General features: G+C 45.7%; 9 protein-coding genes. 6 read left to right on the plus strand and 3 right to left on the minus strand.

Going from position 1 to position 14,152, the window contains the following annotated elements:
• The first annotated feature begins 6 nt into the window (after positions 1-6).
• The 3 genes from OCV36_RS23265 to OCV36_RS23275 all read left to right on the plus strand — a co-directional run bounded on the left by OCV36_RS23265 (position 7) and on the right by OCV36_RS23275 (position 5,338).
• On the plus strand, positions 7-3,099 hold the full coding sequence (locus tag OCV36_RS23265) for a tetrathionate reductase subunit A (protein ID WP_135454370.1): 3,093 nt from the start codon (positions 7-9) through the stop codon (positions 3,097-3,099).
• Positions 3,100-3,625: 526 nt separating this feature from the next.
• Entirely contained in the window at positions 3,626-4,267 is a 642-nt protein-coding gene (locus OCV36_RS23270) for a c-type cytochrome (protein ID WP_135454368.1), read from the plus strand.
• Between the two features lie 9 nt (positions 4,268-4,276).
• Positions 4,277-5,338, plus strand: a complete 1,062-nt coding sequence (locus OCV36_RS23275) for a c-type cytochrome (RefSeq protein WP_135454367.1) — start codon at positions 4,277-4,279, stop codon at positions 5,336-5,338.
• A gap of 184 nt (positions 5,339-5,522) precedes the next feature.
• Here the strand turns inward: OCV36_RS23275 and OCV36_RS23280 are convergent, their stop codons facing one another.
• Positions 5,523-6,452: a LysR family transcriptional regulator gene (locus tag OCV36_RS23280; RefSeq protein ID WP_135454365.1), complete on the minus strand. Its 930-nt coding sequence runs from the start codon at positions 6,450-6,452 to the stop codon at positions 5,523-5,525.
• 26 nt (positions 6,453-6,478) lie between these two features.
• Entirely contained in the window at positions 6,479-6,919 is a 441-nt protein-coding gene (locus tag OCV36_RS23285; RefSeq protein WP_010431662.1) for an Lrp/AsnC family transcriptional regulator, read from the minus strand.
• 141 nt (positions 6,920-7,060) lie between these two features.
• On the opposite strand from OCV36_RS23285, the gene OCV36_RS23290 reads away from it, so the two are divergent.
• Complete coding sequence (locus tag OCV36_RS23290) at positions 7,061-7,645, plus strand: LysE family translocator (RefSeq protein ID WP_135454363.1); 585 nt, start codon at positions 7,061-7,063, stop codon at positions 7,643-7,645.
• 57 nt (positions 7,646-7,702) lie between these two features.
• Here the strand turns inward: OCV36_RS23290 and OCV36_RS23295 are convergent, their stop codons facing one another.
• On the minus strand, positions 7,703-8,092 hold the full coding sequence (locus OCV36_RS23295; protein WP_017073643.1) for a DUF1294 domain-containing protein: 390 nt from the start codon (positions 8,090-8,092) through the stop codon (positions 7,703-7,705).
• 180 nt (positions 8,093-8,272) lie between these two features.
• Here OCV36_RS23295 and OCV36_RS23300 point away from each other — a divergent pair, with 180 nt between their 5' ends.
• Both OCV36_RS23300 and pulA read left to right on the plus strand, forming a co-directional pair.
• Entirely contained in the window at positions 8,273-10,042 is a 1,770-nt protein-coding gene (locus OCV36_RS23300; RefSeq protein WP_135454362.1) for an alpha-amylase family protein, read from the plus strand.
• Positions 10,043-10,446: 404 nt separating this feature from the next.
• Positions 10,447-14,094: a pullulanase-type alpha-1,6-glucosidase gene (gene pulA, locus OCV36_RS23305; protein ID WP_245300895.1), complete on the plus strand. Its 3,648-nt coding sequence runs from the start codon at positions 10,447-10,449 to the stop codon at positions 14,092-14,094.
• The last annotated feature ends 58 nt before the right edge of the window (positions 14,095-14,152 follow it).

Raw genomic sequence — 14,152 nt, forward strand, 5'->3', positions numbered from 1 at the left:
ATCATCATGGATAACAAACGTCGTCAATTTTTGAAAACAGGCCTTGCTGCCGGTGGTGTTGGAGCTTTTGCTGCAGGTTATGCGACAACCACAAAACACATGGTTCACGGTGCTATCGATGGTACCGCTGGTAAGAAAACCAACCACATCCACCACGGTAATTCGCTAGAGACGGAATACAGTGTCGATGAGCAAGGTAAGATTTCGCCGAATCCAAACCAACGCGTTGCACCGTCAATGTGTTTCGGTTGCTGGACACTGTGTGGCCTGCGTGTGCGTATCGATAATCGCAATGACGAGATCTTGCGTATCTCGGGTAACCCGTATCACCCGCTATCAAGTGACCAGCAGATCCCGTTCAAAACGCCCGTAAAAGACGCCTACATTGGCTTGTCTGGTGAATCAGGTATCAATAACCGCTCGACAGCCTGCGCCCGCGGTAACGGCATGTTAGAAATTCAAAACAGCCCGTACCGAATCACTCAACCGCTCAAACGTGTTGGTAAGCGTGGTGAAGGTAAATGGGAGCCGATCAGTTACGAACAACTCATCTCTGAGATCACCGAAGGTGGTAACTTATTCGGAGAGGGCGAAGTCGAGGGCTTAAGATCGATTCGTGATATCGAAACACCGCTCGATCCGAACAACCCTGAATACGGTCCTAAAGCCAACCAGTTACTAGTGACTAATGCGGGTAATGAAGGTCGTGATGACATCTTGAAGCGTTTTGCGTTTAACAGCTACGGAACACGCAACTTTGGTCACCACGGCTCTTACTGTGGTTACGCATTCCGTGCAGGTTCTGGCGCGATCATGAATGATTTAGACAAGTTCTCGCACTTAAAACCAGACTTCAACAACGCAGAGTTCATTCTTTTCATCGGTATGTCTCCGGCTCAAGCGGGTAACCCGTTCAAGCGTCAAGCAAGACAACTGGCTGAAGCTCGTACTAATGGAAAACTGAGCTACACCATTGTGACTCCAAGCCTTCCAGCAGGATCATCGAGCCTTGCGGCGGGCGATCGTAACAACTGGCTACCGATCAAACCGGGCACTGATTCAGCATTAGTCCTGGGCATGATCCAATGGATCATCGAAAACCAGCGCTACAATCACGATTTCTTGTCTCGCCCAAGCGCACAAGCGATGCAAAAAGCAGGCACCACGCATTGGTGTAATGCTTCACACCTTGTGATCAGTGACGAAACACACCCACAAAATGGACGTATGCTCCGTGCATCGGATATTGGATTGCTAGAAACAGGCGAACCGATGTCTGACGATGATGGATTCATCGCACTAGATGTGACAACGTCACTGTTATCATCGCATATTCAGGTGAATGAAGCGGCTCTGTTCGTTGATCAAGACGTAGAAATCGATGGTCAGAGCGTTCGTGTTAAGTCTTCTCTACAAAGATTAAAAGAAGAAGCCTTCAAGTATGACCTTACTTACTACAGTGAGCAGTGTGAAATTCCACAAGACCAGATTATTGCGCTGGCGAAACGCTTCACCAGCTACGGAACGAAAGCCGTCGTCGATACCCACGGTGGCAACATGCACACCAACGGCTTCTACAACTCGTTCTCTATCTTAATGCTGAACGCGCTGATCGGTAACATCAACGCGAAAGGCGGTGCGATGGCGAAAGCAGGCGGCTACCCAACTTCTGTTGCAGGTCCACGTTACGACTTTACCAAATTCAAAGGCAAGACTAAGCCTCAAGGCGTGTTCTTATCTCGCAGCAAATTCCCGTATCACAAGACCAGCGAATACAAGCGTCGCGTTGCTGCAGGTGAATCACCCTACCCAACGCGTGCTCCGTGGTACCCAATCTCTGCGCCGCTTTTAACCGAGCATTTATCAGCTGCGATTGATGGCTACCCTTACCGTGCAAAAGCGTGGATCAACCACATGGCAAACCCACTTTATGGCGTTCCGGGTTTAGACAACTTACTAGGGGAGAAGCTTAAGGATCCAAAACAACTTGGCTTGATCGTCTCTATCGATGCCTTCATCAATGAGACAACAGCATTATCGGATTACCTCGTGCCTGACACGGTTACTTACGAAAGCTGGGGCATGGCAACTCCCTGGCATGGTGTCGCGACCAAAGCGATAACCGCTCGTTGGCCGATTGTTGAGCCTAAAACTTCCCGCACTCAAGACGGACGTGCCATCAACCTAGAGAACTTCTTTATTGATGTGGCAAAAACACTGGGCTTAGGTGGCTTCGGCGATAACGTAATTAAAGACAGCCAAGGTAACTGGCACGGTATTCATAGCGCTGAAGATTTCTATCTACGCTCTGCAGCTAACTTGGCATTCGTAAAAGGCGGCGTACCAAATGTAGACGCTGAAGATATCGTTTGGTCTGGTCTAGAGCGCCTAGTCCCTGTGATGAACAAAACGCTTAAACCAGAAGAGATGCTCAAAGTGGCGTATATCTTTGCGCGTGGCGGTCGTTTTGAAGACGCAACCAATGCCTACACCAATGAAACCATGAAGTACAAATGGACCAAACCATTGGCTATTTGGAATGAAAAACTCGGTACGTCTCGTAATACCATCAGTGGCGAGCAATACATGGGTTGTCCTACATGGTATCCACAAAAGTTAGCAGACGGTACGCCTTTGGTAGAGCAGTTCCCAGTAACAGAGTGGCCATTCACACTAACCAACTTTAAGTCCAACATTCACAGTGCGGTGTCTAACTTATCACCACGCTTGGAATCCATTAAAGGCGTGAACCCGGTTTACATTCACCCACAAGACGCCTCTTCTGCTGGCATCAAAACAGGCGATGTATTTGCCATTGAAACACCGAGTTCAACCACACATGCGTTGGCGATGGTGATTGATGGTATAAAACAGGGAACATTAGGCTTTGAACACGGCTTTGGACACAAAGAACTCGGTGAGCGTGCACACTGGATTGGTGACACACAACAACCAGTGAAAATGAAGTCAAACGATGGCGTTAACATCAATGATATTGGCTTGATTGATCCGACGAGAGAAGGCAAAGGCGTGATGCTTGATTGGGTTGTGGGCGCAGCGGCAAGACAAGCGCTTCCGGCTAAGATCTACAAGGTCTAGCTTAAACTCAGTAAGCTCTAACTTAAGCACTTAATCAAAACACTTCTTTATCTGATTTGCAGATGAGAACACAACAGGGCAACTTCGTCATTCGAGGTTGCTCTGCTTTTTCATCCCCTTAATCTAGAAAAGCACCCTATTTGGATAAAACGCCCAATCTACATACAGCATCGGGACTAGATAAAGCATCCGGTCTAGATAAAGTAATCAACCCAAAGCCATTAGTAATCTTCATTTCACCACAACTTTTTTAGCCCGCATCCATAAAGCAGCTATGCTTATACAATCGGTGCCATAAAAGAGCCTTAACAAGCAGTTACACCGAGGCGAACATGGCAGTTCCCTTGCATTTCGTTAACGGCAGTTGGATCAGCCTATCGAAGTTCACATCAATACCATTATGGTGACTGAGGTTATTAATGTGAGACTCACCTCAAGTCCCAAGTGAATTAATGTGGAAATCCACAATAGCGCGAACAACCAATTATGTCGAAAATGCGTGCATTACAACCAATAGCGACGCCTCATGACTAAGCTGACAATTAAAACTCAAACTTTAACGCTTTGCATCGCTGCTCTAGGAAGCCTTTCTTTATCCGCTTTTGCACAAGCAGCGCCTAACCCAATGCCAGAAGCTGCAGAAACCTGTAGCGGCTGCCACCAAGCCGACGGTAAAGGCATGCCCAACATCGCCCCTATGCTTACAGGGCTCAATGCTGATTACCTCGAACACCAACTAATCCTGTTCTCAAGTGGTGAGCGTCAAAGCGCAATCATGAAGGGAATGGCTGACGGTGTGTCTGACCCTGCCGTTCGTCGTGAAGTCGCAGAATACTTTGCATCACTGCCTTCATACGAATTCACCGATTTAGAACAGCGCGGCTCACAAGCTGATATCGATAACCCTTATCGTAAACTTGTATTCCAAGGCGATTGGGACCGAAACATCCCAGCTTGTGCAACCTGCCACGGACCAAGTGGGATGGGCGTAGACAAATTCCCACGCCTAGCCAGTCAACACGCCGACTACATTCAAACTCAGCTCAACGCTTGGAAAAACGGCACTCGGAAGGGTGATGATTTGAACATGATGGGCAACATCGCGGGCAAGCTAACCGACGATGAAATCAAAAACCTGTCGTACTACTTCGCATCTTTCCGATACTAAAGGGCTCGCATGAAAACACTACTTCTAATTACCGCAACCCTTGCCTCTGGAATCGCTTATGCCGAAGCTGAGTTGCCTGATCGCCAAACCGAATTACCAGCCGTTGAGAAGCCTCAAGATAACAAATATCTAGTGCCACGAAACTTGGTAGATATTCCTGCAGGGGAGTTTGGCGACAAAGTAAAACTGGGTTATTCGCTGTTTGTCGATTCACAACAGATGCGTGGTACGTTCGTAGGCAATGAACAAAACTGTGTCAACTGCCACATGCAAGCGGGCATGAAACCAAATGCCGCACCTCTTTGGGGAGCGTATATGGCTTACCCTGCGTATCGCTCTAAAAATGACAAAGTAAACAGCTACGCAGAACGTATCCAAGGCTGTTTCACTTACTCAATGAATGGTTTACCACCAGCAGTGGGCTCAAAAGAGATGGTCGCGCTAACCGCTTACTCGTACTGGTTGGCAATGGGCGGTATCTTGGATAAGAACGGCATGCAAGACACACCCGTTCCTGAGGTTAGCGATGCAGATTTACAAGTCGGAGGAAAAGCGGAGAGCTTCCCTCTTCCTGAAGAGCTGTTAAGCAAATACCCAATCGATGACCGCAGCAAGCTTGCAGGTCGCGGCTACCCTAAGATTGCTAACCCTGAACAAGAGCCGTCGATAGCCCGTGGCGAAAAGGTTTATCAAACCAGCTGCCAAACGTGTCATGGACAGAATGGTGAAGGTATCAAAGGGGACGACGGCCGCTCATACCTACCACCACTTTGGGGCAAAAACTCATTCAACTGGGGCGCAGGTATGCACCGCGTAAACACCGCCGCGTACTTCATCTACGAAAACATGCCGCTTGGAAAAAGCCAACAGCTTTCAATTCAGGATGCGTGGGATGTGGCCGCGTTTGTGAACAGTCATGAACGCCCACAAGACCCTCGATACAAAGGCGATGTTGCCGGCAATGCTAAGCGTTATCACAGCCACCAAGGTTACTATGGCAAAGAAGTCGACGGTCATGTACTGGGTTCAAAAGCCTACCCAAGTGGTAAAGAAGTGATTAATGATCACTAATTCGTTTTAAAGATCAGTAACCGGTTTTCGTGAGTAGTCATGCCTTTCAGTGAGACCGGATAGTTGCTCACGCCAGCTATAGCTAAGCTTTACATTGTAAATCAGCTATAGCCAGAGGAATAAAAAGGAGCTAGATCGTATGACGATTTAGCTCCTTTTTTAGTTTGTACTATTAGAAAAACAACTAACCTTGCTGCATCTTCTCCCAAATGGTCGGAGAGCCAATATAGTCTTGAACCGTAGTGATGAATTCTTTAACCAGCTTAGTTTGCTTACGGTGCGGATAAACGGCATAAATAGCCGTATCAGCAGTAGAGATTGGGTAGTCTGGAAGTAAAGTGACCAAGCCAAGTTCTTTCATTGAGGCATACAAGTTTGATTGATCGAGGAAACCATATCCTAAGCCATCTTTTACGCAAGACACCATGGTGCGAACATCACTCACCTTATAGTTGCCACGAATCGTTAGGCTCTGGAAGGTATTACCGTGCGGCTCTTCGCTGATACGTAAATGATCAACCGTCATATCGCCATTGGTATAAATTACAGCAGGTAACGCGAGCAAATCTTGTGGCGTCTTCGGTTCACCATACTGCTTCACAAAGTCGTTCGAGGCGACTAACATGAAGTTACTGTCGGCAATCTTCTTCGCAATCAAATTCGATTCAACAAGTTTGCTGAAGCGAAATGCGATATCAAACTGCCCTGCGATAATGTTGGCGATCTTGTCGTCCAATGACAGCACGATCTGAACATCCGGGTACTTTCTCATGAACTGAGTGATGATAGGTTGCAGGTATTGCTGACCAAAATAGATGGGAGAAGTAATTCGTAGCACGCCTTTAGGTTCAGACTGATAAGAATCAGCAATGCCTTGGATCTGATTGATGGTGTCTTTCAACACGTAGGTTTGCGCGAGAATATCTTCCCCTGCTGACGTCAGCGAGAACGAACGCGTAGAACGGTTGAGAAGCTGAACACCTAGGTCTTGCTCAAGCTTTTTTATTTGTTTAGAGAGTGATGAGTTGTCCATATCATGCAAGGTTGCCGCTTTGGTAAACGACCCTTGTTGAACCACATCTAAGAACAATAACAACTGATTAGTATTGGGCACTGCGCCTCTCCTGAAATAAAACTCGACTAGCGTTCATCTTTAGGGGTATCCATCACAACCATGGTCGTAATGGATTGAACCTGAGCGCATTCCCCAAGCACATCGGCATGAAACTTCTTATAGCCCGGCAAATCTTTGGTTTCTACTCTCAGCAAATATTCATTAGCGCCGGTAATGTTGTGGCATTCCACCACCTCTTTTTCCATGCTGACATGCTGTTCAAATTCTAGCTGAGCCGATTTGCTGTGGCTCGATAAACCAATCGAAACATAAGCAATAAAGCCGACACCCATCAGGCCATTATCCAGAACTGCGCGGTAACCTTGAATGATCCCTTTACGCTCGAGATCCTGTACTCGCCTTAGAGTCGCTGAAGCCGACAAACCAATTCGTTCTGAAAGCTCAATGTTGGAGATTCTGCCGTCCAATTTAAGCTCTTGCAATATCCTTTCGTCAAATCTATCCATAAGTACTTATTATTGTGCATTTAGTGATAATAAGTGAAATAAAAGCACATAATTGCCTCACTTTCCACCTACTATGTTTCTCAACACGTGAAAGTCATGACCGGTCAGTCACTTCGTTCATTTTATTGTAGGAGAACCATTATGCCTTTAGAACAACTTAGCGCACTTGCCTTGTTTGCGTTTGTCTCGACCTTCACGCCGGGTCCAAATAACATCATGCTCATGACATCAGGTGCCAATGTTGGCTTTGCCCGTACTATTCCACACATGCTTGGGATAGCTCTAGGGTTTGCCGCCATGTTGTTGTTGGTTGGCTTCGGCTTAATGGGGATTTTCAACGCTTACCCTGTCTCTCACCAGATATTGAAATATCTAAGCCTGACTTACCTTGTGTACCTAGCAATTAAGATAGCATTGAGCGGCAAAGCCAAAAGCACCGCGGCTTATAAACCAATGACCTTCATTGGCGCGGCAAGTTTTCAGTGGGTAAACCCCAAAGGTTGGTCAATGGCACTGACTGCGATTTCAGTGTACAGCAGCGGCAGTTCATGGTGGGAGCTTGCGATCATCGCGGCGATATTCACGCTAGCCAACTTACCATCCGTGACCTTCTGGACGGCAGCAGGCAAACAGCTACAGCACTGGCTAACAACGCCAGTACGCATCAAAAGCTTTAATTACGGCATGGCGGGCTTACTGTTAGCATCAACGATTCCAATGCTCTAATCGAATAAGTTTCTTATCTTGTGATGGTTAGTACACAAGTGCTAGCCATCATTCTGGTTAAAGATATCCAATAATCTCACTTAACCAACGACCAAATAACGCCTGCCCGCTTGGTGTTAACGTCCACACAAACACCGCTACATTAATTGCCACTGTCAGCCAATAGATAGATCTGAACGGCTGCTTCTGCGTTTTATGGCGCAGCTTATCTTGAGCAATCAAAGCCCCTAACCAACCACCAGCAACAGACAAAATATGGAGAGTTTTCTCAGGCACACGCCAATTGCCATTGATCGCCGCCCTCTTGTCCTTTGCGTACACGAAAAACGTCACCAATCCGATAACCAAATACCACACCAACAGCGCTTTCGAACTTTCTACAAACAACGCGGATACCGCCACGAGAACCAGATAAGTGATAGCGATTTGAATAGATGAAGACAACATCAACTCCTTTTGGGTAACAGCTCACATACTGTAGCAATTACGCCCTGTAGATTTTGATAAGGATGAGCCGTTATTTACCACGATTGGTATAAATAAAACAGCAATTAGGTCAGCCTCCCAATTAAGAGAAACGCCCTTTCATCCCTACATAACATGATGGAAGTTAAAGGAATTATAAATATGTACAACCAAAAGTACGCCATCTACCAAGTTTTTACGCGTTTATTTGGCAATAAAAACACCCAGCATGTGCCATGGGGCAAAATCGAGCAAAATAGCGTCGGCAAGTTCAATGACTTTACCGACAAAGCGCTATCGGAAATCCGCAAACTCGGCATTACGCATATTTGGTATACCGGAGTGCCACATCACGCCGTCATCAATGATTACAAACACATCGGTATCTCAGACGATCACCCGAGCGTAGTAAAGGGACGCGCAGGCTCTCCTTATGCAGTCAAAGACTATTACTCAGTGAACCCAGACCTCGCTGAGAACCCTGAGCGCCGTGTAGAAGAATTTGAGGCCTTGATAAAAAGAAGCCACGACAATGGCTTAAAAGTGATCATCGATATCGTACCGAATCACGTTGCACGTCATTATCAAGGCTTAAATAACCCAGAGGGAGTCAGTGACTTTGGCGCTCACGATGACACAACACTCGAATATCACCGAGATAACAACTTCTATTACATTCCCAACAGCGCCTTTGAACTGCCAGATATAGCTCCTGCCTTTACCCCGCTTGGTAGTGAACAGCACCCTAACCTACGCTCTCCGTTTATCGAAACGCCCGCCAAATGGACGGGTAACGGCTCTCGCTTAGCCAAGCCCAATTTCGATGATTGGTATGAAACGGTGAAAATCAATTACGGCGTGCGCCCTGACGGCTCAAAAGATTTCCCTGAACTGCCAAGTGACTATGCTCAAAGAAATTACATGGATCATTTCCGCTTTTGGGAATCTGTTGATGTGCCTAGCTCTTGGGTTAAATTCCGAGACATAGCCTTGTTTTGGTTAGAAAAAGGCGTTGATGGATTTCGCTACGACATGGCAGAGATGGTACCCGTCGAATTCTGGAGTTACCTCAACTCATCGATAAAGATGGAAAACCAAGATGCCTTTTTAATGGCAGAGGTTTATCAGCCGGACTTGTACCGCGACTATATTCACCTAGGAAAAATGGACTACCTGTACGATAAAGTTGACCTTTATGACGGTCTAAAAGACATAATGCAAGGCAAGGCTTCAACGGCAATCATCCCCGATATCCAACATCAGATGATGGATATTGAACATCACATGCTGCATTTCTTGGATAACCATGATGAGCAACGCATCGCTTCCCCAGAGTTTGTTGGCAATCCACATATCGTAAAGCCTGCAATGCTCGTCAGCGCATTATTAAGCAGTTCACCGACCATGATCTATTTTGGACAAGAAGTTGGCGAACCGGGGGCGGAAAATGCAGGCTTTGGACAACCCTCACGTACCTCTATATTCGATTACATCGGAGTCCCACAGCACCAAAAATGGATGAACCATGGTGCGTTCGATGGCGGATTATTAAACAACAACGAAAAACAGTTGCGATGCTTCTATCAGAAGGTCATGAACTTTTCGCTTAAGCACTCTTCAATGACTGGTGAATATCGAGACTTACATCAAAGCAATAATCTGAGTGATTCGGTCTACGCATTCCTGCGCTATGACAACCAAGAGCTCACCATTGTTGCCGCAAATTTCAGCCAGGACGCCACTGAGAGTATTCACTTAAAGATTCCAGGCGATGTTGTCCAAAAGCTCAAAATAGCGGATGGCAATTACTTGCTAGATGAACATATTGAAGGCGTTCAACGGCAAACATTAGATATAGTGGGTGGTGTGGGTCATTTTCTCATTGAATTAAAACCACTAAGCTCTTTGACGTGGGTACTATTTTTAAACTAACGATATATCATTCAATACTAGATATTAATTGATAATAAACACAGTGGACAGGATACTTAATTTACCAATAAAAATAACATCGACTCAATTTGATATCTTCCTCACATAAATAAGGATGAGTTCTCATCCTTATTATCTACTCCTACTCTCTACGCCTTATGTTTTTGATAATAATTAAATGAGTTATTGGTCCAACTAATTTAACATTAATGGAATACAAAACGTGACATTGGCACTAGGTTTCTTATATTTACGTATTAAAAATAACTTTACATATAATCATCACAAATAGTTGACCTACGTTAAGGCTAGGATATTCATCTTCATAAAAAATGAAATATGGATATCAAAACGTGAACGTAATAAATCTCAATAATAAAACAACTCGACAAAGTACCCTTAATATTGCAAATAAGAGAAACTTCAAACGTTCTACTTTAGCCAAAGCTATTTTACCTCTGATCACAGCAACATTAATTGTAGGCTGCGGTAGTGACAATAACAGCGACTCAGATTCAAACGGTAGTGACAGTGGTTTATATAAAGCAGGCGAAAACGAAGTCGTTGTTTACTACAAACGCGATGTTGCGGCTGCAAGCACTTCTGGTTCGACTTACGATGGCTGGGGGCTACACCTTTGGAACGGCGAAGGCTGTACCAGCACCGACTTAATCGCGATGGGTCTTAGCGAAAGTGGTACCAGCTGGGATGCACCTTACGAATTTAATGGTATCAGTGATACCTATGGCGCTTATTACGTTTTAAAAGTCGACCCTGATGCCTCTGACCCTTACAAGTGTATGAACTTCATCCTGCACAATGACGATGAAAAAGCATTCGGTAGTGCGAATTCGAAAGTCGAACTGACTAAGCTTGGCGACTCACAAGGTGTATTCGGTTTCCATGGCAGCAGCGAGTTGTACTACGACCCAATCTCAGAAAGACCAGTCAATATTGATGGCCAAAAAGCACATTGGTTAGATGCAACCACCATCGGCTGGGAAGCGGCTAGTAATGCCGATTCTGTAAAACTCTTCTATGCATTAGATAACAGCATCACCATGAACGAAGACAAAGAAATTGTCGGCGGAACTGCAATTGAACTAAGTAAAGACGGGGAGCTATCTTCTGAATTGAAAGAACGTTTCCGTCATCTATCAAGCCTACCAGCTTTATCAATCGATGTTGACGGCAGCACACTTCGCACTATTTTAAAATCTCAGATAATTCTTGTTGCCTACAATGCCAATGGCGATGTTATCTCTTCAACTGAGGTTCAAAAACCTGGTGTGCTTGATGCGGTATTTGCTAGTGAAGATGCTGGTAATGCGATGAGTGAAGAACTAGGTGCGATTGTTGAAGGCAGTGCGGCTACCTTTAAGCTTTGGGCACCAACAGCGCAAGATGTTGAACTCGTCCTATACAGCGAAGATCTTCAAAGCTCGCAAGTCATTCCAATGACGGAAAGCACTGAAACCGGTATTTGGGCAACTGGCGCTGTGTCTAATGCAGTCAACAGTTACTATCGTTACCAAGTGAAGGTTTACCACCCAACCACAGGCAATATCGAAACCCGTCTTGTGACAGACCCTTATTCTCTGAGCTTGTCGAAAAACTCTGTATACTCTCAAGTCATCGATCTTGATGATTCAGCATTAATGCCTGAAGGATGGGTTGGATATAAACGACCAACGATAAAGAAAGACGAAGACCACGTACTCTACGAATCACACCTTCGTGACTTTAGCTTCAGCGATAAGCTAGGCACAAAGAGCCTAAACGGCAAGTACCTAGCTCTCACAGAAACAGATCGTGAGTCGGTAAAACACCTGCAAGCTTTAAAAGATGCGGGCTTAACTACGCTGCATATCTTACCTGCATTTGACATCGCGACCGTTGATGAAGATGAAGCGAGCCGTGTCGATATTACCGACACCGTTGGCAAACTGTGTGATGTAAAACCAGCCGCCGCTTTGTGTGGAAACGAAGATGAAAACAAAACCATTGAAGCTGTATTAGACGGTTATGACCCTTCAACGGGTGACGCCCAAGCATTAATGAATGACTTACGTATGCTTGATAGCTTCAACTGGGGCTACGACCCATTCCACTATACGGTTCCAGAGGGAAGTTACGCGACAGACCCTAATGGATCGAAGCGTATTCTAGAGTTCCGTCAAATGGTGAAAGCGACACACGACATGGATCTTAAGCTGATCATGGACGTGGTATACAACCATACCAATGCGTCTGGTGTGAACGATAAGTCGGTTCTAGATAAGATTGTCCCTGGGTATTATCACCGCCTCAACGTGAACACGGGTAGCGTCGAAAACTCGACCTGTTGTGACAACACTGCGACTGAAAACCTAATGATGGGTAAATTAATGGTCGATTCACTTAAGGTATGGGCTGACGACTATAAAGTGGATGGTTTCCGTTTTGACTTAATGGGCCACCAGCCGAAAGACGTAATGGTAGAAGCTCTTGCGGAAGTACGTAAAATCGACGAAAACACACTGTTCTACGGTGAGGGTTGGGACTTTGGCGAAGTAGCAAACAACGCACGCTTCGACCAAGCTAACCAAATCAATATGGCAGGCACAGAAATCGGTACCTTCTCAGACCGTTTACGTGATGCAGTACGCGGCGGTAGCCCATTTGATGGCGGCGTCGATTCAGAAGGCAACCACTCACTTCGATTCAATCAAGGCTTTGGTAACGCCGCGATTGCCAATGAAGAAACCAAAGATGATCAAGACTCAGTAAACGGCCGTTTGCACAACCAAGATCTTGTCCGCTTAGGCATGGCAGGTAACCTAGCAGAATACGTATTGTTGGATTACAACGGTGATACCAAACTGGGTAAAAACGTTGACTACAACGGTGCGCCCGCTGGCTACACCAAGATGCCTTCAGAGAACATCTCTTACGTTTCCAAACACGATAACCAAACGCTTTGGGATAACAACGCTTATAAGATCGCCACTGGGACTAGCTCTGCAGAGCGCGCTCGTATGCAGTCTGTATCGCTATCTACCGTGATGTTAGGCCAAGGTATACCATTCATCCATATGGGTTCTGAACTATTGCGTTCTAAGTCTATGCAGCGCGACTCTTACGACTCTGGCGACTGGTACAACCGCGTAATGTTCGATGGTACGGGCAACAACTGGAATGTTGGCCTACCACGTGAAGACAAAGATGGTGCCAACTGGGATCTGATCAAAACTATCATTGCTGACAGTACGGCTAAACCAGACGCAGACGATATTGAGCTGACTAAACAGCAATTCCTCGAGTTATTAAAAATCCGTAGCTCAAGTGAACTGTTCCGCTTAGACACTGCAGAAGAAGTCATGAAGCGTGTCGACTTCCGTAATGTTGGCGAAGATCAAGTCGAAGGACTGATCGTGATGTCTATCGATGATGGTGTTTCAGCCGGTGCTAACCTAGATCCTGCCAACGATGCGATTGTTGCTGTTGTAAACTCAACCAATAAATCTCAATCGTTCAAAATCACAGGAGCAACCGGCTTTGCACTCCACACCGTTCAACAAAATTCTGAAGATGACATTGTAAAAGGCGCAACCTTCGCCGCTGAAACCTTCACAGTACCGGCATTAACCACCGCTGTATTTGTACAAGCTCAAGACGGTGCGCAAGGTGCAGGTTTGCCAGTTGATAACTCAGACAAGGATGTATCTAGCATCCCACCATACGGCCAAACGACTGTGTATGTTCGAGGCGAAATGAATGGCTGGACACCTGTTGATGATTGGGCAATGAGCTTTATTAGCAACGGTGTTTACTCTGTTACAAAGACTTTGGAAGTAAAAGAGTATGGCTTCAAGTTTAGCGGCGCGACTTGGGAACAGCTTGACCTTGGTTGTAATTCAGTTGAACTTGCCGATGGCTCTATCAATCTTGGTACTGATGGTAACTGCCAATTGAGCGTAACTGAAGCTGGCAGCTATACATTCACTCTGAATGCGATTCATGAGTTGGATGACAATGTGGAGAAAGCCGTAGTTTCAGTAACCAAGAATTAAGCCTTAAACCTTAAACCTTAAACCTTAAACCTTATGATTCTAATAAACAGATAATAAA

Source organism: Vibrio echinoideorum (assembly GCF_024347455.1).
Taxonomy (GTDB): domain Bacteria; phylum Pseudomonadota; class Gammaproteobacteria; order Enterobacterales; family Vibrionaceae; genus Vibrio; species Vibrio echinoideorum.

Bases quoted from the DNA above. Each gene is read 5' to 3' on its own strand.
- OCV36_RS23295 (WP_017073643.1), bottom strand. From the start codon at position 8,092: ATGTTGTCTTCATCTATTCAAATCGCTATCACTTATCTGGTTCTCGTG.
- OCV36_RS23285 (WP_010431662.1), bottom strand. From the start codon at position 6,919: ATGGATAGATTTGACGAAAGGATATTGCAAGAGCTTAAATTGGACGGC.
- OCV36_RS23265 (WP_135454370.1), top strand. From the start codon at position 7: ATGGATAACAAACGTCGTCAATTTTTGAAAACAGGCCTTGCTGCCGGT.
- OCV36_RS23290 (WP_135454363.1), top strand. From the start codon at position 7,061: ATGCCTTTAGAACAACTTAGCGCACTTGCCTTGTTTGCGTTTGTCTCG.
- OCV36_RS23270 (WP_135454368.1), top strand. From the start codon at position 3,626: ATGACTAAGCTGACAATTAAAACTCAAACTTTAACGCTTTGCATCGCT.
- OCV36_RS23300 (WP_135454362.1), top strand. From the start codon at position 8,273: ATGTACAACCAAAAGTACGCCATCTACCAAGTTTTTACGCGTTTATTT.
- OCV36_RS23275 (WP_135454367.1), top strand. From the start codon at position 4,277: ATGAAAACACTACTTCTAATTACCGCAACCCTTGCCTCTGGAATCGCT.